Annotated in this window: 21 protein-coding genes and 1 pseudogene; 12 read left to right on the top strand and 10 right to left on the bottom strand. The window is 70.4% G+C overall.

Annotated features, from left to right (window positions below):
- Positions 1-19 precede the first annotated feature (19 nt).
- Complete coding sequence (locus ACFYYH_RS04825) at positions 20-1,231, top strand: tyrosine-type recombinase/integrase (protein ID WP_388545906.1); 1,212 nt, start codon at positions 20-22, stop codon at positions 1,229-1,231.
- Between the two features lie 671 nt (positions 1,232-1,902).
- Positions 1,903-2,535, top strand: a complete 633-nt coding sequence (locus tag ACFYYH_RS04820; RefSeq protein ID WP_388545904.1) for a hypothetical protein — start codon at positions 1,903-1,905, stop codon at positions 2,533-2,535.
- An 81-nt stretch (positions 2,536-2,616) separates the two neighbouring features.
- On the opposite strand, the gene ACFYYH_RS04815 is transcribed toward ACFYYH_RS04820, so the two are convergent.
- The 3 genes from ACFYYH_RS04815 to ACFYYH_RS04805 all read right to left on the bottom strand — a co-directional run bounded on the left by ACFYYH_RS04815 (position 2,617) and on the right by ACFYYH_RS04805 (position 3,412).
- Positions 2,617-2,880: a type II toxin-antitoxin system RelE/ParE family toxin gene (locus ACFYYH_RS04815; RefSeq protein ID WP_352084052.1), complete on the bottom strand. Its 264-nt coding sequence runs from the start codon at positions 2,878-2,880 to the stop codon at positions 2,617-2,619.
- The gene (locus ACFYYH_RS04810) at positions 2,873-3,142 is read right to left on the bottom strand and encodes a type II toxin-antitoxin system Phd/YefM family antitoxin (RefSeq protein ID WP_382853427.1); all 270 of its coding nucleotides are present in this window, start codon (positions 3,140-3,142) and stop codon (positions 2,873-2,875) included. The genes ACFYYH_RS04815 and ACFYYH_RS04810 overlap by 8 nt, the downstream gene beginning before the upstream one ends.
- A 75-nt stretch (positions 3,143-3,217) precedes the next feature.
- Entirely contained in the window at positions 3,218-3,412 is a 195-nt protein-coding gene (locus tag ACFYYH_RS04805) for a hypothetical protein (protein ID WP_388545900.1), read from the bottom strand.
- 33 nt (positions 3,413-3,445) lie between these two features.
- Here ACFYYH_RS04805 and ACFYYH_RS04800 point away from each other — a divergent pair, with 33 nt between their 5' ends.
- The 3 genes from ACFYYH_RS04800 to ACFYYH_RS04790 all read left to right on the top strand — a co-directional run bounded on the left by ACFYYH_RS04800 (position 3,446) and on the right by ACFYYH_RS04790 (position 4,389).
- Entirely contained in the window at positions 3,446-3,667 is a 222-nt protein-coding gene (locus ACFYYH_RS04800; RefSeq protein WP_388545898.1) for a hypothetical protein, read from the top strand.
- Between the two features lie 96 nt (positions 3,668-3,763).
- Positions 3,764-3,997, top strand: a complete 234-nt coding sequence (locus ACFYYH_RS04795; RefSeq protein WP_388545896.1) for a hypothetical protein — start codon at positions 3,764-3,766, stop codon at positions 3,995-3,997.
- Complete coding sequence (locus ACFYYH_RS04790; protein WP_388545894.1) at positions 3,994-4,389, top strand: hypothetical protein; 396 nt, start codon at positions 3,994-3,996, stop codon at positions 4,387-4,389. The genes ACFYYH_RS04795 and ACFYYH_RS04790 overlap by 4 nt, the downstream gene beginning before the upstream one ends.
- A 647-nt stretch (positions 4,390-5,036) precedes the next feature.
- On the opposite strand, the gene ACFYYH_RS04785 is transcribed toward ACFYYH_RS04790, so the two are convergent.
- Positions 5,037-5,264: a type II toxin-antitoxin system RelE/ParE family toxin gene (locus ACFYYH_RS04785; RefSeq protein WP_388545891.1), complete on the bottom strand. Its 228-nt coding sequence runs from the start codon at positions 5,262-5,264 to the stop codon at positions 5,037-5,039.
- A 65-nt stretch (positions 5,265-5,329) separates the two neighbouring features.
- Between ACFYYH_RS04785 and ACFYYH_RS04780 the strand changes: the two genes are divergently transcribed.
- Positions 5,330-6,508 (top strand): damage-control phosphatase ARMT1 family protein, encoded by a 1,179-nt coding sequence (locus ACFYYH_RS04780; RefSeq protein WP_388545888.1) that lies wholly within the window; start codon positions 5,330-5,332, stop codon positions 6,506-6,508.
- Between the two features lie 24 nt (positions 6,509-6,532).
- Here ACFYYH_RS04780 and ACFYYH_RS04775 read toward each other — a convergent pair whose 3' ends face one another.
- On the bottom strand, positions 6,533-7,744 hold the full coding sequence (locus ACFYYH_RS04775) for a threonine synthase (protein WP_388545886.1): 1,212 nt from the start codon (positions 7,742-7,744) through the stop codon (positions 6,533-6,535).
- 153 nt (positions 7,745-7,897) lie between these two features.
- On the opposite strand from ACFYYH_RS04775, the gene ACFYYH_RS04770 reads away from it, so the two are divergent.
- From ACFYYH_RS04770 to ACFYYH_RS04750, 5 genes are all read left to right on the top strand, one after another.
- On the top strand, positions 7,898-8,650 hold the full coding sequence (locus ACFYYH_RS04770) for a GntR family transcriptional regulator (protein WP_388546341.1): 753 nt from the start codon (positions 7,898-7,900) through the stop codon (positions 8,648-8,650).
- A 395-nt stretch (positions 8,651-9,045) separates the two neighbouring features.
- Positions 9,046-9,225 (top strand): SPOR domain-containing protein, encoded by a 180-nt coding sequence (locus tag ACFYYH_RS04765; protein WP_388545884.1) that lies wholly within the window; start codon positions 9,046-9,048, stop codon positions 9,223-9,225.
- A 101-nt stretch (positions 9,226-9,326) separates the two neighbouring features.
- A complete protein-coding gene (locus tag ACFYYH_RS04760; RefSeq protein ID WP_388545882.1) occupies positions 9,327-9,740 on the top strand; it encodes a (deoxy)nucleoside triphosphate pyrophosphohydrolase in 414 nt (137 codons plus the stop codon).
- A gap of 286 nt (positions 9,741-10,026) precedes the next feature.
- Positions 10,027-10,533: an ATP-binding protein gene (locus ACFYYH_RS04755; RefSeq protein ID WP_388545880.1), complete on the top strand. Its 507-nt coding sequence runs from the start codon at positions 10,027-10,029 to the stop codon at positions 10,531-10,533.
- Positions 10,534-10,678: 145 nt separating this feature from the next.
- Positions 10,679-13,246 (top strand): SpoIIE family protein phosphatase, encoded by a 2,568-nt coding sequence (locus ACFYYH_RS04750; protein ID WP_388545878.1) that lies wholly within the window; start codon positions 10,679-10,681, stop codon positions 13,244-13,246.
- Positions 13,247-13,512: 266 nt separating this feature from the next.
- Here the strand turns inward: ACFYYH_RS04750 and ACFYYH_RS04745 are convergent, their stop codons facing one another.
- Positions 13,513-15,423: a TPM domain-containing protein gene (locus ACFYYH_RS04745; protein ID WP_388546337.1), complete on the bottom strand. Its 1,911-nt coding sequence runs from the start codon at positions 15,421-15,423 to the stop codon at positions 13,513-13,515.
- A gap of 89 nt (positions 15,424-15,512) precedes the next feature.
- On the opposite strand from ACFYYH_RS04745, the pseudogene ACFYYH_RS04740 reads away from it, so the two are divergent.
- A pseudogene (locus ACFYYH_RS04740) lies at positions 15,513-15,857 on the top strand (hypothetical protein); the annotation flags it as partial.
- Here ACFYYH_RS04740 and ACFYYH_RS04735 read toward each other — a convergent pair.
- From ACFYYH_RS04735 to ACFYYH_RS04720, 4 genes are all read right to left on the bottom strand, one after another.
- On the bottom strand, positions 15,841-17,325 hold the full coding sequence (locus ACFYYH_RS04735; RefSeq protein ID WP_388545876.1) for a glucoamylase family protein: 1,485 nt from the start codon (positions 17,323-17,325) through the stop codon (positions 15,841-15,843). The pseudogene ACFYYH_RS04740 and the gene ACFYYH_RS04735 sit on opposite strands and share 17 nt — an antisense overlap.
- Before the next feature lie 208 nt (positions 17,326-17,533).
- Positions 17,534-19,381, bottom strand: a complete 1,848-nt coding sequence (locus tag ACFYYH_RS04730) for a glycoside hydrolase (RefSeq protein WP_388545874.1) — start codon at positions 19,379-19,381, stop codon at positions 17,534-17,536.
- A 206-nt stretch (positions 19,382-19,587) separates the two neighbouring features.
- A complete protein-coding gene (locus tag ACFYYH_RS04725) occupies positions 19,588-20,589 on the bottom strand; it encodes a carbohydrate ABC transporter permease (RefSeq protein WP_388545871.1) in 1,002 nt (333 codons plus the stop codon).
- Complete coding sequence (locus tag ACFYYH_RS04720; RefSeq protein WP_388545869.1) at positions 20,586-21,584, bottom strand: carbohydrate ABC transporter permease; 999 nt, start codon at positions 21,582-21,584, stop codon at positions 20,586-20,588. Before ACFYYH_RS04720 ends, ACFYYH_RS04725 begins: the two co-directional genes overlap by 4 nt.
- Between the last annotated feature and the right edge of the window lie 2 nt (positions 21,585-21,586).

The raw sequence follows: 21,586 nt of genomic DNA, 5'->3' as shown, positions 1-21,586 counted from the left end.
GAAGTCGTTCTCTCGGAGGGTGGGCCCGGACGGTGCGGACGCCTTTGTCGTCTATGTCGAGAACGACAAGAAGTCGGGCACCCTCTTGGACCCCGCTCGGGGAGCCGTGCGCCTGCAGGTTTGGGCACAGGACTGGGTCGAGCGGCGAGCCATCGGTGACACGACTCGCCGCAACTACGAGGGCTTCATTCGCAACCACCTCGTGCCGCGCCTGGGACATAGGACTCTGGCCAGTCTGGCGCGCCGCGACTTCGAACAGTTCGCCAAGAGCCAGCACGGATCGGGTGCGGGCCTGGCGGCTTCCACGGTCAACGATCGCATGCTCGTGGTGGCCGCCATACTGCAGGCGGCCGTAGTCGACAAACAGATCCCGGACAACCCCGCACGAGGGATCCGGATATCCCGAGCGAGGCCGGCAGCAGCGGATGAAGACGAAATCCCGACGCCGACGGAGGTCGACCTTATTGCGGCGCATATATCGCCGCAATACCGGCTCGCGGTCTATTTGCAGGCGGGCACTGGCCAGCGTCCAAGCGAAGCCCTCGCCTTCTCCACTGAATGTCGGCGGTCCGGATTCGTCAGGATTCGTTGGCAGGTCAGCGCCATGGCCCACCGTGCGGACTGCCGCACGGTCTTCGTACCGCTCAAAAATCGGACGGAGGGTGAATATCGCGATGTCCCGACCGCTCTCTTTGTTGATCAGGAGATGGACGCTCACCTGTCGACATGGAAGCCGGTGCCCGTGATCTTCATCGGGCAGAGGGGCAAGCCGCGCAGGCTTGAAGCCTTCTTCTCCCCGCGTTCCCACGGCAAAAGCAGGATGCCCACCGCGTCCACCTACGGCTACCACTTCAGAAAAGCGTGCCAGTCGGCGGGCTTGGTCGGCGCGGACGGCGAGGCGGCATACACCCCTGGCAGCCTGCGGCACTTCTTCGCCTCGACCGCCTTGGCCCACGGCGTCCCGATCCACGAGGTGTCACGCTGGCTGGGCCACCGATCGGTCAAGACCACGATCGACATCTACGGGCATCTGTTGCCGAGCGCTTGGGGCCGCTGTCGTACGGTCCTGCAGAACGCGATGCGGCCAGCACCCCTCATTGAGGCGGGCCCGACTGAGGCGCCGACCGAATCCGGCGTTAGCACCCAGGCGACGGGTCAAGGGGCTGCCGGTGAGGCGACTGAGCTGCATGGTGCTGGGATAGAACTCCGTGCTGGGATGGTGCTGGGATAGGCACCCCGGAAACCCCGTTTCCGCAGGTGGGAGCTCTGCACCAAACATTCCGCTTCAACGTGTGAGCGGATGAAACAACACCGCGTCGCTGATGTGGCAAACAAGCAGATCAGAAGGGGCCGGGCTCTTGAGAGCCCGGCCCCTTCGTCCATGCCGTGCTGGTTCGGTGCTGGATCTCCTGACGATCAGTCACCTCTGCTCGGCCCTGATGATGGAACCGCTGTGACGACCTGATCGGTTGCGTGAGCTCCTGCCTTCCGGCGCCGCCAGCGGCGGACGGCCCAGCTGCCAGCGGCTGCCAAGCCGCCAGCGATCAGGGATGCAGGTAGCTGAGTGAGCAGGCCCTCGATTAGGAGCCGTTGCAGAGCCATGTCGCGTCCTCTCGCTCGATGTTGACGCATCAAGCGTGGCCCGCCACGAGCGCAGTTTTGACAGTTCTGGACAGCGTTGGACAACATCAGACGTCACTGGACGGGATTAGACGCGTGTTACGCGCAGTGGTCGAGGTTCGCCTCGGAGGGGGGGCCGTGGCAAAGCTGAGGGCGCCAGAGCTGCCGGGTGGGCCCATGCAACGGCTGAGTGAAGAGCTACATGGGCTGCATCGGAAGGCCGGATTTCCGTCAACGCGTGAACTGGCCCGCAGGACGAACGGGATCGGTAGTCACGGGCGCGTGCACGACCTGTTCTCAAAGCCGGTGCTCCCCGACTGGGGTTTCCTCGCGCTGGTCGTTCTGATCCTTGCTCAGGATATTGCCGGCCTGGAACCCGAGCCTGAAGTTGCTCGGTTCCACATGCTGTGGGATGAAGCGGCAATCGGAGAGCGGAAGGGTGTGTCCAGCGATGGCGCTGAAGGCGCTAGGACGGCTGACGCTACTGATGGAACACCGGCTGCCTGGGACGACGACGTAACTCGTGCGTTTGCAGATCACGAAGACGCTGTAAAGCAGGCAGCTTCGGCTCACGCCACTCAGCCAATAAACTCTTCCAGGCGACCATGGGCGCCACCCCATGCGGCTCCCCTGGGCGCCAGGAGGAATCTAGGGCGCTGCCTGTACTTTTTGTACGTCGATGCCGGCATGCCAACGTTCGCCGAAGCAATCGCTGCCATGGGCCTCGCGCCGAACACGCGCGAGACGCTGCGCAAGAACTTCATGCGGCCTGAAAACTTCTCTCTCGGCATGCTGCACAAGTTTGTTAGAGCACTGTCGGAGATGGCGCCCTATCAGGATCCCGAGCACATGGTTCCTGTCATCAGGGCGCTTTGGAACAGCGCTCAGTGGGAACGGAGAAGTGAGATGGAATAGCGCCCGCATGTAGGTGCAGAAGGCCAAAGGTTTGCCTCTGCTGGACCTTTTCTGGATGTTCAGACTCTGGATCAGTCGGGATCAGGTGTCGTAAACAGTGGAGCGATGCCCGACGTGGACGACCCATACCACGAGCTCTCCCTTGTCGAGCGTGTAGACGACCCGGTAGTCGCCGACCCGCAGTCGACGGCGTTCTGGCTGTGACACGAGCGCCGTGGTGTTAAAGCCGAGGGGGTCGCTCTCCAGTTCGGTCAGTTTGGTCAGGATGCGTAGGGCCATGTCGCGAGGGATCTTCCGGAGCTCGGCCTGTGCCTCTGGCCGGAAGACGGTTCGGTATTCACTCACCGCGCGCCAGCGTCTCCCTCATGATGTCCTCGATCGGGATGCCGGGTGCCGGGTTGGCCATGCGTTCGTCGATGATCCGGTTGATCTCGCGCTCTTCCCATTCCTGGTACTTGCGCAGCACCTCTACTGAGACGACGGCGGCAACCTGCTTGCCCCGTCGGGTGATCACGGTGGGCACGTCATCTCGATCGGCGCGCTCCACGACCTCGGCTAGGTGTGCACGTACGTCGCGGATGGACTCTATGGGCAGTGGCTGTGTCATGCACTCAAGTGTACCGAGTGTGTCATGTGTACACAACCGTTGCCGGGATGGGAATTGCCTGGCGGTGCGCGAGACCTATGCCGACATCTTCGACACCGTCGCGTCTTCCGGGGAGTACGCATAGGCCGAGGTCGGGGCAACACCCAGCCTGACCAAGACCGGATACGACGCCGCCGGACGCCTGACCACGACGACCTTCCTGGTCGGCGGCGTACAGAAGTGGCCGACCACCACCTGCACCGGTGACTCCACCGCCACCAGCACCGTCACCTCGGGCAAGGGCAAAGCCGCCACAAACCCCTGGTGACCTCGAAGGCACTCGCCTCGAAGGTGGTGGACTCCACCGCCCACTACAAGATCGACGGCACTCTGGGGCAGACCACCGAGCCCGCGGCCGGCGGACTCGCGGCGGAGACCGTCGAGTGGGACTACTCCGCCCAGGGGCTGCTCACCACCCTCACCGCCGACGGCAAGGGCATCGTTGCGAAAAGGGCTCAGCTCTCCGGCCCGCAGGGCGGACTTTAATTCGAGTCGGTCGGCGAACAGGCATTACGCTAAACACGTCCTGGGCGTGAAGGCCGGGAACAAGGGAAAAGTGACAGCGGTCGAAGGGGGCGGTAATTGCCGGAGTTCAAGGGCCCCGGTGGTCGGGTGCGCTACCGCGAAGCTGCTCAACAGTTCATGTCCGGTGCGGGACCTGAGGGGTCCATATCTCTGCCGAGTTCCGGCGGCGGGATGTTCGGGGTCGACCCGAAGGCTGGTTACTTCGGCTATATGAACTCTTCGGGAACGATCTCCACCTTCTACCGGCCCAAGGGTGATCCGGTCGAGTACTTCTGGAGTCGGTTCAAGTGACACTCGCGGACGGCAACTTCACCGAGCGGTTTCAGCTGATCGCACGTGCCTCAGGATGGGGATCGCCCCCCCGTCCGGCGCAGGCGCTCGGAATGTGGGAAGAATTCGTCACGGCGTGCGAGAGCGGCTATGCATTCGACCTGTCAGAATACCTGAACGACCTGTCTGTCCGTCGATTGCTCCAGGCGGTCTTGGATGACGCCGAGGCGGCTCAGCGCACTGAGACGTACGTTCCCTTCGCGCAACGGATCCGTCGCATCGACGATCATTTCCGCGAGCTGGTGAGCAAAGGCCCATTGATCCGCCCTGGGAGCGACGTCTGGTGGGACCGACGGGTCCCTCCCACGGGGCGGCCGAATTCGTCGAGGATGTGCGAGAACGGTACTTCGTGAAACTCCGGGTCGTGGAGGAATGACGAAGTTCGCTGTGTGCCACCTGTTCGCACCCAGATCGGCAACCTTGTGAACTCGATCATGAGAGGCGGCGAAATGGAATGCTCGCAGCTGTGGTGATATCGCCACGCAAGACTGAGAAATTGGTCGGGGTTTCCGACCGATTTATGTCGTGGTTACCTGCCGGGGAGTGGCTCGTCGGTTGTGTAGTTCTGAACCCCGGAGTACGAGCGCCATGTGAATCCCGGCGCATTCTCCGGCCAGGCGATATCCTCTGGGGTTGCCGCTGCAAGGGTGATGTCATGGCTTGCCTCGGGCCCGCCGCTCGGGTGAACAAGAGCCAACCAGTTCTCGCCGGAGAGTATGCGTGAATTGCGAGCCGGCCAGTTCCATGCATTGTTCCGGATGGGCTGTGGGAGCTCGCGCGGCCCCTGATTCCGCCGTCGAAGGCACTGGCTCGGTCACCGTGTATCAAGACCACCGTCGACAGCACCGGCGATCAACGTGGACCGCCCGTGTCGCCCTCCCTGTTGACGAACGGGCCGAGGGAAGCGCTCTTCGGAGGGGCCGGGGGCTGGTGAGCCCGGCTCCTTCGTCGTCCCGGTGCCGGATGGGCTCTGAATATCCGGATACGGGGTCAGTGGTGATCAGGCGCCGTGAACGGTGGAGCGATGTCCGATGTGGACGACCCATACCACCAGTTCGCCTTTGTTGATCGTGTAGACGACACGGTGGTCGCCGACTCGGAGGCGGCGACGTTCGGGCCGGGACACGAGTGCGGTCGTGTTGAAGCCGAGAGGGTCGCTCTCCAGCTCGGTCGGCTTGGCCACGATGCGCAGCGCGATGTCGCGGAGGATCTTGCGGGGAGAAAGCACCCCGGGGGGCACCTCCTCGTGCCTGCCGGCGGCGGGCGGGCAGTCTTCCGGGGGATCATCGAGCCATGTCCGACACCGCTGACGCGCCAGTCATCCTGAGCAACAGGCCCGGATCCTTCGCCTGGGGCGTGCTGAGCGAGCGGCATCCGGCGCTCATCGGCCGGGTGCGCGACGCCTTTCCGTACGGGCCCGGTCAGCACCGGGCGCTCGATGCCCTGCTCGCAGAGATCACCGGCGGCGTGATCGAGCCGCTGGGGCCCGACGCGCGTGACCGGGAGCGGTGGGAGGCGTGGGACCGGGGTCATGTCGGCGGATCATGGTTCGACGCGCCGTTCCTGTGGGCGGAGAGCTACTTCTACCGCAGGCTGCTCGACGCCGTGGGGTACTTCGGGCCGGGGCCCTGGCAGGGGATCGATCCGTTCCGGCCCTTCAAGCGGGCCGAGCTGGGCACCGAAGAGGCCGCCGCCGAACTGGCGGCGCTCGACCGGCTCGCCGCGCGGCCCGTCGACGAGCAGGGCCACGCACTGCTCCAGGGGGCCCTGTGGGGCAACCGCGCCGACCTCGGTTTCCATCTGCTCTCCGGCGGCGCGGCGGCGGACGGCGCGGGAGGCCCGCTCGTCGCGGACGACTCCACGGCGCTGTGGTCCCTGCTGCCCGCCGGAGGAGGGAACACGGTCTGCCTGGTCGCGGACAACGCCGGACGTGAGCTCGTCCCCGATCTCCTGCTGATCGACCATCTGTTGCGGCACCGGTACGCCGAACACGTCGTCCTGCACGTCAAGCCGTATCCGTACTTCGTCTCCGACGCCACGACCGCCGATGTGATCGACTGCCTGCGCCATGTGAGGCGGGCCGACGGCGTCGCCGGGGCGGTCGGCGCACGGCTGTGGGCGGCCATGGGGAGCGGCCGGCTCGTCGTGCGGGCGCACGCCTTCTCCTGCGCGCCCCTCCCGTACGCGGAGATGCCCGACGATCTGCGCCAGGACTTCGCGGAGGCCACGGTGACCTTGATGAAGGGCGACCTGAACTACCGGCGTCTGGTGGGCGATCGGCTCTGGCCCGCCACCACGTCGTTCGCCGGGCGTACGGCGTACTTCCCGGGCCCCGTGGCGGCGCTGCGCACACTGAAGTCCGATGTGATCGTCGGACTCGACGCGCTGACGGAGGCCGCGCTCGACGCCGAGCACGACGGCCGGCGGTGGCGTACCGGCGGCACCCACGCGCTGATCCAGGTACGGCGCTGACGACCAGCCTCGTCGCACGCGCCTCTACCGGCCGGGCTGAGCGTCGCTCGGTCCGGGCGCGGGCGCGAGTCCTGTTTTCGCGCCGGCGCCGCAGAGCGGTACGACGACGGAGCGGTCGGTCCAGTGGCCCACCGCCGCCCAGCAGGCGACGCCCGTCGACTCCACGAAGAGGCCCCGGGCGGCCAGATCGAGCTGGGCGGCGCGGAGCTGGTCCTCGGTCACGGTGAGGAAGGTGCCGCCGGACTCCCGTACGGCGCGCAGGATCTGACGGGCGCGCGGCGGACGGGGGATGGCGATGCCCTCGGCGAGGGTGGCGGCGGGACGGGGACCAGCGATGGCGTTCCTGGTGGCGTTCCCGTTCCCGTTCCCGGTCTTGGCGCTGGCGCTGGTGGCGGTGGCGGTGCTGGTGCCGGGAGAGTGGGGCAGGCTGTCGGCGCCCGCGTGGAAGGCGGTCGCCAGGGGCGAGACCGCCTCGGCCTGCACGGCGATCAGCGGCGGGCGTTCGGCGATCAGGCCGTGCCCGTACAGCTCCGCGATGGCGAGCGCGGCGCCCAGCAGCAGGGTGCCGTTGCCGACCGGTACGACGATCGCCTCGGGAAGGCGGCCCCCGAGGTCCTCCCACAGCTCGTAGACATAGGTCTTCGTGCCGTGCAGGAAGTACGGGTTGTGGACATGGCTCGCGTAGAACGTGCCCGGTTCGTCGGCCGCGGCGCGCGCGGCCAGCGCGGTGGCCTCGCGGTCGCCGGGGACACGGACGAGGTGCGCGCCGTGGGCCCGGATCTGCTCGGTCTTCTTCGGCGAGGTCCCCTCCGGCACATAGACGGTGCAGGGCAGCCCGGCCCGCGCGCAGTACGCCGCGACGGCCGTTCCCGCGTTGCCGCTGCTGTCCGCGACGACACGCTCCGGGCCCAGCCGCCGTGCCAGCTCGGCGAGCATCACCGCGCCCCGGTCCTTGAAGGAGAGCGTGGGCATCAGGAAGTCGAGCTTCGCGGTGACGGACGGGGTCAGCGCGACGAGCGGGGTACGGCCCTCACCGAGACTGGTGACGGGGGCGGAGAGCGGCAGCGCCTCCTCGTAGCGCCAGAGCGAGCCGACCCGTCCGGGAAGGGAACTGAGCGTCACCGGCGCGGTGTCGAGGTCGAGATCCCACGGCCCCCGGCAGACGGGGCAGCACCAGGCGGACACATCGACGGGCGCGCGGGTGCCGTCGACCGGGCAGAGATATGTCGTCGCCATGGTGCCCAGCATGGCAGTTGCCCAGGTCGGCCCGGGTGGCCGATTCCGGCTAAACCCCAACTCATCACATCGGGTGAAACTCTGGCCCACGCTTGCGGCCAACAACCGACGGTTGCCAGGCTGTTGCTGTCTGTCAACCTGATGGGAGTGCCCGTGGCCTTCGGTGAGCAGCCCGCCTATCTGCGCGTTGCGAGCGATCTACGAGACAAGATCGTCAATGGAGCGCTGCCGCCGCACACCCGATTGCCGTCGCAGGCCCGTATCCGCGAGGAGTACGGCGTCTCGGACACGGTCGCCCTGGAGGCGCGCAAGGTGCTGATGGCGGAAGGGCTCGTCGAGGGGCGCTCGGGGTCGGGCACCTATGTGCGGGAGCGGCCCGTGCCACGCCGGATCTCCCGCTCCGGGTACCGGCCGCCGGCGGGCTCCAGCCCGTTCCGCCAGGAGCAGGCGGAGGAGGGCGCGCGGGGCACCTGGGAGTCCAGGAGCGAGCAGGAGGAGGCGGGGGCCGAGATCGCGGTCCGCCTCGGCATCCAGCCGGGCGACCGGGTGATGCGGACGCGCTATGTGTTCCGGGACGGGGGCGAGCCGATGATGCTCTCCACCTCCTGGGAGCCCCTGGCGCTCACGGGGCGTACGCCGGTGATGCTGCCCGAGGAGGGGCCGCTCGGCGGGTGCGGGGTGGTCGAGCGGATGGCGGCCATCGACATCGTCGTGGACAACGTGCTGGAGCAGATCGGCGCGCGCCCCGGGCTCGCGGAGGAGCTGATGGCGCTCGGCGGTGTGCCCGGCCATGTGGTGATGGTGCTGGAGCGGACGTATTTCGCGTCGGGGCGGGCCGTGGAGACGGCGGATGTGGTCGTCCCCGGCGACCGGTACCGCATCGCGTATCACCTCTCCGTCAAGTGACCTGTCCCCGGCCGCCGTTGTCCGGCCGCGAGCGCCCGTCGTCCGACCGCTCCTGACCTCCGCCGCCCGTGATGGTGGCGGTGTGAGGGCGGCGGACGGCCGGTGTGCGGCCGACGAGTGGGCGGTGCTGACGGGGTGTCATATTCCGTTCTGCTGCGGCCGTCATGGCTCCGGGCGCACTGAAGTATCGTTGCGCCACACCCTGTTCCACCGGACCGGGGCGACGGCGCACGCCGGAGCGCGCCCCGTTTTCCGGAGCTTTCTTGGCCGGATGCGTATCTCTTCGTGAAAACACGTATCCGCTGAGTGAAGGTCAGGCGTAGGCTCGGGCATATGCGGAGTGCGGTTTCCTGGGAATCTTCAGAGACATGCAGGCCGGTGGCGGGAGGAGCCCGATGAACGAGGGCGTGGTCGCGCTCCCATGGCTGGTGATACGGGAGGACGACAACGGCAACCGCTATCGCGTCGGCAGATATGCCACCGAGGACGAGGCGAAGAAGATGGCGGACAGCCTCGACGATCGCGGACACAAGCAGCTCTACTGGGTCGAGCGCGTCGGCCAGGCCACGCACTAGGGCCTCTCGTTCGGATCTTGCCGGGCTCGCGTGCCCCGGGGCCGGCCCTTGTCCGGTCGGACGTCGCGGGTGCCGTGTGCGAGCGCGTTACGCTCCGGCGCATGAGTGATCGTGTCGTGGTGGCGGGCGCCGTGTGTGACCGGGGCCGACTGCTGGCCGCCCGTCGTAGTGCGCCTCCCGAGCTGGCCGGCCGCTGGGAGCTGCCCGGCGGCAAGATGGAGCCGGGGGAGGGGCCCGAGCAGGCGCTCGTGCGTGAGCTGCGGGAAGAACTCGGCGTGGAGGCGCGGCCGGTGGAGCGGATCCCCGGCGAGTGGCCGCTGAAGCCCGGCTATGTGCTCCAGGTGTGGACCGCCCTGCTGCTCTCCGGTGAGCCCCTTCCGCTGGAGGACCACGACGAGCTGCGCTGGCTCGGCCCGGACGAGATCCATACGGTGGACTGGCTCGACCAGGACCGCCCGGCCGTCGCCGAGGCCGCCCGCCGGCTCCGCGCCGCCTCGCCGGACGCCGTGACATAGGTCACTTTCCTGGAGTCCGTCCTCCGGCCCCCCGGGCTTCCTCCGGCCCCCCGGAGACCTTCCGGCCCCCCCGGATCCCCTCCGTCGGGGGTCCGTCCTCCGAGAGGTCGTCCCGCCGGCCCGCGGGTCGGTCCCGCCCATGGTGGGCGGCGGTGCGGGGCGCCGGTGCGGGGGCTACTCCGTTTGTCCCACCGTGCCTCGGGGGTGGCGATAACCGTCCTGAATATCGGGTATGTGCTGATTACCCCCTCACAAGGGACGCGGCCCCTGCCGTCGGTCTTGGGAAGTGATCGGCTTGATCGACACAGAGGACGGCGCGGAGGCCGTATGGACCTTCCCCGCCGAACTCGGTTCCGTCCACGCCGCCCGCCATGCCGTACGTGACGCGCTCCGTGCCTGGAAGGTCCCCCCTGCCGTCGGCGATGTGGCGATTCTGCTGGTCAGCGAGCTGGTGACCAACTCTCTGCGGTACACCTCGGGGCCCATCGGGGTACGCCTCGCCCTCCGCGCCCTGGCCCCCGGCCCCGGTGCCTCCCGGGGCGGCGGCCGTGGCGGCCGGGGCGAGGGCGGTGACGGGGCCGGGGACGGTGTGGGTTCCGTGGACGCGCGGCGTGCCGCGCTCCTGGTGGAGGTCTCGGACCCGCTGCCGGATCCGCCGACCGAGCGGCCCGCCGGCCCCGACGACGAGGGAGGGCGTGGAATCCAGCTCGTGGCCTGCTCCGCCCAGCGCTGGGGCACCCGACGTGGCAAGACGGGCAAGACCGTGTGGTTCGAGCTGCCTCTGCCTGGTTAGAAGTCTCAGGGGACAACGATCACGTCGACTCGGCTCAAAAAGAACGAGACCGTGATGTGATCGTGAACGGCGTGTCGGCCGGGGCCGTAGTGCTGAATACTGCGGGCATGGCCGGTCCGGTGCGTGAGCTGGAGGGGACGGTCGCGTGAGCGAGATATCTGGGACGACGGGCGACGTCGTATGGCAGAGCAGTCCGCCCGGCTCGATATATGACTACATCAGAGTCGCTTCCTTCTCGATCGGCCCGGACGGGCTGGTCGACCAGTGGAGCCAGCGGGCCGCCGACCTGTTCGGAATCGCCTCCCACCAGGTCAGGGGCAAGGACCCGGTCGAGGTCTTCGTACCCGCCGACCTGCGCCCGCGTGGTCGGCGCCGGGTGAGGGAGATCCTCGACGGCAAGGAGTGGACCGGCCTGGTCCCGTTCCGGACCGGGAGTGAGCGCGGAGGCCGGGGAGAGTACGGGCTCGCCGAGGTCTATGTGATGCCGAGTGAGACGGAGAGCGGCGAACGGGGCGCGCTCTGTATCGTCGTCGATGTCCGGGCCCTGCGCCGGATCGAAACCGATCTCGCCTCCTCGCAGGCCATTTTCGGCCAATCTCCCTTCGGCTTCCTCCTGTTCGGCACTGATCTCAAGGTGCAGCGCGCGAACCAGCGGTTCGCCACCGTCTTCGGCGGCGAGGCCGGGGACCACCGCGGACGCACGGTGTACGACTATCTCTCCCGCCCCGAGGCCGAGCGGATGACCGCCGCCCTCCAGCGGGTCCTGAAGACCGGGGAGGCCGTCACCGATCTCCAGATCGTCGGCACCCAGCCGGGCGGCAAGGACCGCAGGCACTGGGCGATCAATCTCTACCGTGTGCACAGCGGATCGGGCCGCCCCATCGGGGTCGCCGGGGTGGGCACCGATGTCACCCGGCGTCATATCGCCGCCCGCGAGGCCGCCAGCGCCCGCCGCAATCTCGCGCTGCTCAACGAGGCGAGCGCCCGGATAGGAAACTCCCTCGATCTGGAGACCACCGCCCGCGAACTGCTCGACGTGGCGGTCCCGGGCTTCTGCGACCTGGCCGCCGTCGATCTCTACCAGAGCCTGCTCACCGGCGAGGAGGCACCGCCGGGACGGTGGGGCTCCTCCGGAAACGACGCGGGCGGCGGCAGCGCACGGCTGCGCCGCGTCGCCTTCGCCAGCGCCGTGTCCGACGCCCCGCTGACCGGGCCCGGCGGTGTGGGCGACGGGGGGTATGTCCCGCCGGAGGTCGGCGCGGTCCACCGGTTCCCCTTCAGCTCGCTCAGCGCGAACGCCCTGCGGACCGGCCGGGTGCAGTCCATCCCCGGCGGGACCGGCAGCCTGGTCCAGTCGACCCTGGCCGTGCCGATGGTCGCCCATGACACCGTCATCGGACTCGCCCAGTTCTCCCGGACGAAGGGCAGCGAACCGTTCGGTGAACGGGACCGGGCCCTCGCGGTCGAACTCGCCGCGCGCGCCGCGGTCTGTATCGACAACGCCCGTCTCTACCGGAGGGAGCACGAGCGCGCGCTGATCCTCCAGCGCAGTCTGCTCCCGCCCGGCGACCCCGAGGCCGCCGGGCTGGACATCGCCTGCCGCTATCTGCCGGGCAACACCGCCACCGAGGTGGGCGGCGACTGGTTCGACGTCATCGAACTGCCCGGCCACCGGACCGCGCTGGTCGTGGGCGATGTGATGGGACGCGGTCTGCGGGCCGCCGTCGCCATGGGGGAACTGCGCACCGCCGTACGCACCCTGGCGCTGCTCGACCTGGAGCCCGCGGAGGTGCTCTCCGCGCTCGACGAGATCGCCCGGGGGCTCGGCACCCCCAGCGGGGCCCAGCAGGCCTCGCGGGTCGCCCACAAGAGCCGGGACGCCGATCTTTCCGAGGTCTATCTCGCCACCTGTGTCTACGCCGTCTACGACCCGGTCACCCGGCGCTGCACCTTCGCCAACGCCGGCCATCTCCCGCCCGTCCTCGTCGAACCGGGCGAGGAGGCGCTGATGCTCGACGTGCCGCCCGGGATGCCGCTGGGTGTGGGCGGTGAACCGTTCGAGCAGGTCGAGGTCGATCTGGCGGAGGGCGCGCTGCTGGCGCTCTACACCGATGGCCTCGTCGAGTCCAGGGACCATCCGCTCGACGAGGGGCTGAGCGCCTTCCGCGCCTCCCTCACCAACGCGGGCCGCCCGCTCGAAGACGTCTGCGACCACGTACTCAACACGCTCGACACCCGGCACGGCGAGGACGACATCGCCCTCCTGATGGCCCGTATCCAGGGGCTGCCGGCCGAGGCGGTCGGCGACTGGCGGCTGCCGCGCGAGCCCCGCTCCGTCGGCAAGGCCCGGGAACTGGCCCGCGCGCAGCTTCTGGCCTGGGATCTCGAACCGCTCGTGGACACCGTCGAGCTGCTCGTCAGCGAACTGGTCACCAACGCCATGCGCTACGGCGAGGGCGAGATCAGGCTGCGGCTGCTCCGCGACCGTACGCTCGTCTGCGAGGTGTGGGACGCCGGTCTGGTCCAGCCCCGGCGGCGCCGCGCCCGCGACACCGACGAGGGAGGCCGGGGGCTCCAACTGGTCGGCCTGCTGAGCGCGGCGTGGGGCTCGCGCCGGACCCCGCGCGGGAAGACGGTCTGGTTCGAACTCGCCCTGCCCGACGGGGACTCGACGGCGGAGCCGACGGTGGAGCAGCTCCTGAGCATGTTCTGACGGACCGCCACCCCGTCCGGCCGCCGCCGGGGCCACCCCGTCGGGCCCGAGCCGGGACCACCCCGTCCGGCCGCCGCCGGGGCAACCGCGCCCGGCCTGAGCCGGGGGCGCCGCGTCAGGCCGGAGCCGGGGCCGCCGCGCGCGGACCGGGCGGTGGCAGCCGTACGGTCGGCGCCGGCGCGAAGGTGTCCGCCGCCTTCCCCCCTCCGGTCGGACGAGCGCAGTCCGTCCGCCTTCCCGCTTCCCGCCGCCGGGCGCGAGTTCCTTCACGCCCCACCCCCGAACCCGGGCCCCCTCCGGGTCCTCCCGGTGGTCCCGCTCCCGCCGTACTGGTTCCCGTACGACCGCACATCCTCCTCGGCGAGGTACTGGGCCTCCCGGGCCAGCCCGTCCGCGAGCCGCGTCTCGGCCAGCGCGCCCCGCGCATCGCCCACCGCCGCCGCCGCGTGCCCCCGCTCCAGCCGTCGCCGCGCCTCCACCAGCCGGGTGCGCGCCTGGCTGCCCACCGCGCCCCGATGGGTGGTGAGGTAGTCGTCGGCGGCTCCGACGGCCGAACGCGCGCCGAGCGTCGCCTGCTCCAGGAGCGTGCCGGCCCGGCGGACGCCCCGCTCATGCTCACGGGCCCCGGCCAGCGCCTCGTCCAGCACCGCGTCGGTCTCCTCGACCCGGCGCAGGGCGTCGATCGGGTCGTACCGCCCCGCGTCCCGTTCCCGCCGTACGCCGGCGACCACCGCCTCGGCGCGGCCGATCCGGCCCTGGAGGTCGGCCGTCGGTGTCCCGGGCGGGGTGCCGCGCAGCAGGCCCCGGGCGTCGGCGAGGTCCGTCTCCGTCCCGGTGAGCGCGCCGGGGAGCCGTCCGGCCGCCTCCGCGAGTTCCCGCGCGCGTCGCTCGACGGCCCCGACGAGGATGGCCGCCTGCCCGATCGCGGCCTCGGCCGCCCGTACCCGCACGGCCGCCCCGCCGTTGTCCGCCGCGTCGAGGGAGCCACCCGCCTCGTCCAGTGCGGCGGAGGCGAACGCGAGCCGGTCCTCGGCCTGCTCGACACCGTCCCCGACGGGCGCGGAGGCCGAGTCGGCGTACCGTTCGCGCAGCGTGGCGAGGGTGCCGCGCGCGGTGGCGGCGCGTTCACCCAGCTCACGGAAGGCGGTGCGCGCCGCGTCCAGCGCCTGCGGGGCGTTCCGCTCCAGGGCCCGCAGCCGGTCGAAGCCCTCGGCCTCGGCGTCCAGCCGGTCGCCGGCCTCCGCGCAGCGGGCGATGATCTCGTCCAGCATCCGGCGCCGGACCGTGTCGTCCTCCGGCAGGGCCTCGTCCAGTCGCTGCCGCAGCCGGAACGCCAGGGTCAGTTCCCCTTGGGCGAAGTGCACCGCGTCGGTGAAGGGCGCGGTGGCCTCCTCGCCCAACTGCGCGGTCGCGAAACCCAGTTCCTCCCGGCTGGTCCGCAGGGCGTCGTCCGTCTCGACCAGGAGCTGTTTCGCCCGGCCGTCCAGCTCGGGCAGCGGCGTCGGCGGGGGCCGGGGGGCTTCGCCGGGGGAGCCCCGGCCCTGAGCGCCCGCGCGGGCCGGGGCGGAGGCCGACGCCCGCCGCCTGCGCTTGCGGTAGCGGTACGCCGCGACGGCCACGGCCCCGAGTACCACCACGACGGGCAGCACCAGATTGGCCGCCGCGCCTGCCTCGGCCGCCCTGCCGCCCGGGTCCGGCTCGCCCGGGGTGAGGGACGGGACGGGCACGGGCCGGCCCGCGAGCACCGCGCCGTACCCGTTCGCCGCGCCGATCGCCGCTCCCGCCCAGTCGTTCCGCCGCAGCGCGGGCTCGACGGCGGTCCTGGCGACCTCGGCGAGCCGGCTGTCCGTGAGAGGGGAGCCGGCGTCGGTGGACCAGGCGTACCGCCGGTCATGGGTGGCGACCGCCAGGAGGATGTCGTCGCGGCCGAGACCGCTGCGCACCGCCGTGGAATCGGCCCAGCTCTCCGGGGAGCGTCCGGAGAAGTCGCGTACGTACGCGACGAAGAGCCGCACACGGTGCTTGGTGCGGAGGCGGTCGAGGGAGGTCTCCACCGCCGCCCCGCGCCCGTCCAGCGCGTCCACCTTGTCGGTGATCTGCCCCCGCTGTGACAGCGTGATCGGATCCTCCGCCCGAGCGCCCGGGACGCCGGGGACGATCAGGCACCACCCCGCCATGACCAGTACGGCCAGTACGGCCAGGAGGGTCCGGAGGGTCCGGAGGGTCCGCCCGGATATGCGCGTCCGGGTGAAGCTTTCGGGAAGCGTCACAATGGGGAGGTTATGTCCGGACTGAGTCGATCGCGACCGGAAATGATCGCTCTCAGCAGACCGCGCTCGCACTGGAGGTCGCCCCGGGGGACGCTGGAGGTCGCCCCCCGGGGGACACCGACCTGCTGATGGGGCTGCCCTTCTCCTACGAGGAGGACCTGAGCCACCACGGACACGCGGAGACCGTCGCGGCCGCGGTCCGCGGCGCCAGGCTGGGGCTGGGGCGCACGGACCGCGACCGGGCACGTTTCGGGCTCGCCCTCTATGCCGACTTCGCCGCGAGGGAGAAGGACTGGACGGCGTACCGCGAGGGCTGGGGCTGCGTCACCCCTGGATGCTGAACCGCTCCCTCGCCAGCAGCGGCCGCACCCGCGCGGCGAACCCGCCCGTGCGGAACGGCCGCTGGAGCAGCCCGGGACGCAGCTCCTGGGCGAGGGCCGCGGCGATCATGCCCTGGTCCAGGGCGAGGACGAAGTCGCTGACCCGGCCCGTTCCCACATTGACGGAGTCGCGGAAGCCGTAGCGGTCGTCGTAGGCGCCGAAGTCGCGCGCGATCGCCTTCAGATTGGCGACGGCCTCCCCGCGCGCCTGCGGGAGCGCGAGGAACGAGGCGTGCGGGGTGACGACGCCGTTGGTGTAGGCGGAGGGCGGCGGCAGCGGCTCACCGTGGGTGACGAAGGTGCGGTCGGTGTTGGAGGCGTAGCCGTCGGTCTGCATGCCGATCGCGTCGACGCCGTACTCCTGGTAGCCGCCCTCGGGCACATTGGAGGGGGAGAAGCCCCAGTAGCCGTATCCGGCCTCCTCCAGGCCGTGTTCGATCTGGGAGCGGACATAGCGGCCGTGGGTGGCGCCCCAGGAGCGGGGCGACCACTCGGACTCGGGCACGAAGAGCGGCACCATCAGCGCCTCGAACATCGAGCCGCCCCAGGTGGGGATGAGCCTGCGGCCGCGATGGGTGTAGTGGCCCTGCCAGACGCGGACCCCGTCGACGGTCTCGTACGAGCCCTGCGGGGGCTGTTCCTGTCCGTTCTCGGGGACCATGGTGCGCAGCATGTGCCAGTAGTGCTCACCGGGCAGGGTGCCGTCGGCGATGCCCAGGTAACTGGCCATGCGCGGCTCGGTGTTGAGGGCGCCGTAGTGGTGGCCGGTGGGCTCGCCGGTGTCGGTCCAGAAGCCGCCGCGGAGCTGGCCGGGCCCGGCCACCGGGTCGGCGGGGTCGTACGGCGTGTAGTAGTACGACCAGTCGGCGGTGGCGAGGAGCGCGGCGACCCGGCCGCGCAGCCGCGGGTCCGCGTCGGCGGCGATCCGCAGGCCGGTGACGAGCCAGGCGTTGTCGACGGAGGAGAGGAAGGGCCGGACCGGGTCCCCGGTGCCGGGCCAGCTCGTGAGAACGGAACCGTCATAGGCGTCGTACCAGTTGAGCCAGAAGCCGTGGTGGCGTTCGAGCCGCTCGACGGCCGAGACGGTACGGGCCAGCCGGCGGTGCATGGTCTCCTGGTCGATCACGCCGAGGCCGGCCGCGGCGACGGTGGACCAGAGACCGCAGCCGATATTGGTCGGTGAGGTGTTCCGGGACGGGACGGGTGTGCCGGGCCCGCTGACGTCGATCTTGTCGGCGGCGAGACCGAGTTCGGTCGTCATCGCCTCGATCGAGCGATATGTGTCGCGGAACCACCGGCGCAGCAGCGGTGCGTCGGAGGCCCGGGAGACACGGGAACGCGGTGCGGCGACGGCGGGCGCGGACACGGCTCCGAGGGACAGGGCGGCGGCCCCGGTTCCCGCGGCGGCGAGAAACGTGCGACGGTCCATATGAGTGCGGCTCCCCTTGGCGGATGCGGAGTTGCGGCGGTAGTCCTGGCTGTGGCTGTGGCTGTGGCTGTGGCTGTGGCTCCGGCTCCGGCTGTGGTGACAGCCGTGGCCGGTGGTGTCGGCGGTGTCGGCGGCGGTGGCTGTGGTGGTGCGGGGGCCGGCGGCGGTCAGGTGCCGCCGGCCCCCGGGCGGGTGGGGGCGGTACGGATCAGGCGCGGGCGAGGCGCAGGAACCGGATGCCCGGGTTGGGCAGGGCGACGGTCAGCACCGCGGTGCCGTCGGCGTCCGCGGTGACGGGCGCGAGATCCTCCGCGGGCAGCCGGTCGGCGGCGCGCAGCTTCTCCCACTGCTGCTCGTCCGGCCAGTCGCCGCCGCCGAGGTCCTGCCAGACGGCCTGGATATTGCCGTGCCGTTCGTCGACCCGGTGCGAGGCGACGGTGTAGACGGCGCCCGGTTCCAGCCCGCCGACCCGTACGGCCGCCGTACGGTCCAGCGCGGCGGCGCCGTCGATCTTGGACTGGTCGAGGGTGCCGTTCCAGAACAGGACGTCCACGGTGGAGCGGTCCTCCGCGCGGGTGGCGAGGGCCTCGACGAGGGCCTCCGCGCCGTCGCCGGTGACGGCGGCGGGAATCCGGCCGCCGGCCAGCCGCGAGAGCAGATACAGCGCCCAGAAGCGCGGCTTGCGCAGATTGCCGACGGTCAGCAGTCCGAAGCCGCCGTGGAAGAGCCGGGGCGGCCAGCCCAGCTCCTCGAACTGGTCGGAGGCGACCCAGTAGGAGAGACAGTCGGTGGACGACAGCGCGCTGCGCATCCCCCGCAGGACGAACGGCGCGGCGAAGACGGAGTCGCTGACACGGTGGAAGTGCGTGGGGGTGACGCCCCACTCGGTCCACAGGATCTCCGGCTCGGGCCTGCCGGTCGCGGCGGCGAAGGCGCGGGTCATCGGACGGAAGTCCAGGGGGGCGTTGCCGTAGGTATGGGTGGAGACGAAGTCGACGGGGACATCGTGCTCCTGGCAGTACTCCAGCAGCGCGCCGACCCAGCCGGCCGCGGCGGAGGACGGTCCGCCGACCCGGATCCGCTCGTCCACGCCCTTCACGGCGCGTACGGCGACCTCGTAGAGCCGGTGGTAGTCGTCCTGGGTGCCGTTCCAGAACACCTCCAGATTGGCCTCGTTCCAGACCTCGAACTCCCAGCCGGCGACGGTGTCGCGCCCGTACCGCTCCTGGAGATGGACGGTCAGCTCACGGCAGAGATCACCCCAGCGCTCCCATCGCGCGGGGGTGGAGACCAGCGCCCGGTAGTCGAAGACGGTGTAGCCGGGGTCGGAGGCGAGTTCCCTCGGCATGAAGGAGAGTTCGACGACGGGCCGCAGGCCGGTGGCCAGGAAGCGGTCGTAGACGGTGTCGAGGCCGGAGAAGTCGAAGGAGCCGTCGTCCCGGACCGTCACGGTCTCGGGCAGGAAGGTCCCGTGCGCGCGCACGGACCGTACGCCGATCTCGTCACGGACGACGGCCAGCGCCTCCCCGTACTCCTTCGCGACATCGGAGCCGCCCGCGCCGGGCCGGTCCCAGGTCAGCAGGGAGAAGTGCTCGGCGCCGATCATCCGGTTCCAGACGCCCGGCAGCTCGGTGGCCGGGGCGGCGGCGTCCACCGCCACGGTGACCTCCGCGGGGCGGGGGCCCGCGGCCCTGGAGGAGCCCGGTACGGCCCCGGAGAGCGGACCGGGCCCGCTGTCGGACCAGGTGGCGACCTTGTAGAAATAGCCGTGGCCCGGTTCGGCCAGTGTGTCCGCGTACGGCGGATGAGGCACGGCGAGCACATCACCGCCGAGATGGTCGAGCGGCTCGAAGGGACCCCCGGGGGAGTCGGCGCGGTGGACCAGATAACCGAGCGCTCCCGCCACCGGCTCCCAGGTCAGCAGCACATGGCCGGTGCCGTCCTCGGCGGACAGGCCGACGGGAGCGGGCAGCTCCCCGATGCCGGTGAGCCGCTCGTCGCTGGGCTTCCCGATGCGTGACTCCCAGTCGGCGTGGGCGGCGGACTTTTCGGTCATGGCAGTACAAACCTTCTGGTAGGGGGGTGGGGAGATACGCCCGGCGCCGGGTGGGGGCCGCCGGTGGTGCGGTCGCGGGGGAGGGTCCGTCGTATGAGCCCGGCCCCCGCCTCCGGAGGGGTGGGACGCCGCCCCGGCGGGCGGGACGCTGCCCCCGGAGGGGTGGGACGCCGGCCCGGCGGGTGGGACGCCGCCCCGGCCGGTCGTTACTTCAGCCCGGCCGTGGCGATGCCCTGGGTGAAGTACCGCTGGAGTACGAGGAAGACGAGCAGCACCGGCAGGACGATCAGGAGGGAGCCGGCCATCAGCATCCCGTTCGACCCCGAGGACTGGTTCGGATCGGTGGCGAAGGTCGCGAGGGCCACCGGGAGCGTGTACTTGTCCGGATCGTTGGTGGCGATCAGCGGCCAGACGAAGTTGTTCCAGGAGCCGAGGAAGGTGAGGATCGCGAGCGTCGCCAGGGCGGGCTTGACCAGCGGCATCACGATCCGCCAGAAGATGTACCACTCACCGGCGCCGTCCATCCGGGCCGCTTCCAGGAGCTCGTCGGGGATCGAGAGCATGAACTGACGCATCAGGAAGACCCCGAGGGCCCCGGCGGCGAACGGCAGGACCAGCCCCGCGTACGAGTCGATCAGACGCAACTTGCTCATCAGGACGAAGAGCGGCAGCAGCATCAGATTGCCGGGGACCATGAGCGCGCCGAGCACCAGCGCGAAGACCTTGTTCCGGCCCGCGAACCGCAGCTTGGCCAGGGCATAGCCCAGCATCGAGCAGAAGACCAGATTCGAGACGGTCACCAGGACGGCGACGACCGCGGAGTTGAAGAAGTGGAGCGGGAGGTCCAGCCGGTCGAGCAACCGGGTGAAGTGATCGAGGGTCCACTCGGTGGGCAGCCAGACCGGAGGGCTGGCCCGCAGCTCACGGTCGGTCTTGAAGGCGGACAGCGCCATCCAGAGGAACGGTGTGGCCATGACCAGCAGTCCGAGCGACAGCAGCGCGTAGACGCCGGGCTTCCTGAGCCGCTCGCCGCGCGTGCCGCGCCGGGCCGGCGCGGGGGCCCGGCCCGCGGGCGGGGCCGGGGGCGGGGTGGCGGTCGTGGCGGTGGCCGGGGTGGCGGTCGTGGTGGTGGGCGGGGCGCCGGTCGTGGTGGTGGGCGGGGCGCCGGTCGTGGTGGCGGCCGGGGCCGGGGTCTGTGCGGCGCTCATTTCGTGTTGTCCTTCAGCAGACGGAGCTGGAGCACGGTGATGCCCATGATCACGACGAAGAGCACATACGCCATGGCACTCGCGTAGCCCATGTGGAAGAAGTTGAAGCCCTCGCGGTACATGTTCAGCGAGACGGTGAGGGTGCTGTCCGAGGGGCCGCCCTGGGTCATCACGAACGGCTCCTCGAAGACATTGAGATAGCCGATCGTGGTGATCACCGTGGCGTAGAGCAGGGTGGGCCGCAGCAGCGGGACGGTGATCCGGCGGAACTCCTGCCAGGCACCGGCGCCGTCCAGCCGGGCCGCCTCCCGTACATCGGCGGGGATCGCCTGGAGACCGGCGATGAGGAGCACCATGACCGTGCCGAGATTGCGCCACACCGCCATCAGGATCAGCGACGGCATGGCGAGCGCCTCGGAGCCCAGGAAGTCGGGTCCGGTAAGGCCGACTTCGGAGGCCAGGCCCGCGATCAGCCCGTCGGACGGATCGAGGACGAAGCGCCACACGACGGCGACCGCGACGATGCTGGTCACGACCGGGGCGTAGAAGCCGACCCGGAAGAAGGTGCGTGCCCGGTCGATGCCGTTGTTCAGCAGGACGGCGGCGGCGAGCCCCGCGCCGATGGTGAGCGGTACGCCGACGACCACGAAGTACGCCGTGTTGAAGAGGGCTTTGAGGAACTTCTCGTCACCGAAGAGCCGGGTGTAGTTCTCGAAGCCGATGAACTCCGCGGAGAACGGATCGGTCACATCGCGCAGCCCGAAGTCGGTGAAGCTCATCGCGAGCGTGGCGACGATCGGGAAGGCCATGAAGACGGTGAACAGCACCAGGAAGGGGGTGGAGAAGAGCCAGCCCGCCAGATTCTGCACACCCATCGGACGGGGCCTGCCGCCCCGCGCCCGGCGGGCGGTCCGGCCGGCCGGAGGACGGCCGCCCGGCCCGGACTGCACCGGGGCCGCCCCGGCGGCGGGTTCGGTCGAGATCGAGGTGCTCATGG

Source organism: Streptomyces sp. NPDC002018 (assembly GCF_042890865.1).
Classification (GTDB): Bacteria; Actinomycetota; Actinomycetes; order Streptomycetales; family Streptomycetaceae; genus Streptomyces.
The sequence above is the reverse complement of the archived record's forward strand: the minus strand, read 5'-3'. Positions and strand labels throughout refer to the sequence as shown.

Bases quoted from the DNA above. Each gene is read 5' to 3' on its own strand.
- ACFYYH_RS04730 (WP_388545874.1), bottom strand. From the start codon at position 19,381: ATGACCGAAAAGTCCGCCGCCCACGCCGACTGGGAGTCACGCATCGGG.
- ACFYYH_RS04765 (WP_388545884.1), top strand. From the start codon at position 9,046: ATGAACGAGGGCGTGGTCGCGCTCCCATGGCTGGTGATACGGGAGGAC.
- ACFYYH_RS04780 (WP_388545888.1), top strand. From the start codon at position 5,330: ATGTCCGACACCGCTGACGCGCCAGTCATCCTGAGCAACAGGCCCGGA.
- ACFYYH_RS04775 (WP_388545886.1), bottom strand. From the start codon at position 7,744: ATGGCGACGACATATCTCTGCCCGGTCGACGGCACCCGCGCGCCCGTC.
- ACFYYH_RS04735 (WP_388545876.1), bottom strand. From the start codon at position 17,325: ATGGACCGTCGCACGTTTCTCGCCGCCGCGGGAACCGGGGCCGCCGCC.
- ACFYYH_RS04810 (WP_382853427.1), bottom strand. From the start codon at position 3,142: ATGACACAGCCACTGCCCATAGAGTCCATCCGCGACGTACGTGCACAC.
- ACFYYH_RS04720 (WP_388545869.1), bottom strand. From the start codon at position 21,584: ATGAGCACCTCGATCTCGACCGAACCCGCCGCCGGGGCGGCCCCGGTG.
- ACFYYH_RS04760 (WP_388545882.1), top strand. From the start codon at position 9,327: ATGAGTGATCGTGTCGTGGTGGCGGGCGCCGTGTGTGACCGGGGCCGA.
- ACFYYH_RS04725 (WP_388545871.1), bottom strand. From the start codon at position 20,589: ATGAGCGCCGCACAGACCCCGGCCCCGGCCGCCACCACGACCGGCGCC.
- ACFYYH_RS04745 (WP_388546337.1), bottom strand. From the start codon at position 15,423: ATGGCGGGGTGGTGCCTGATCGTCCCCGGCGTCCCGGGCGCTCGGGCG.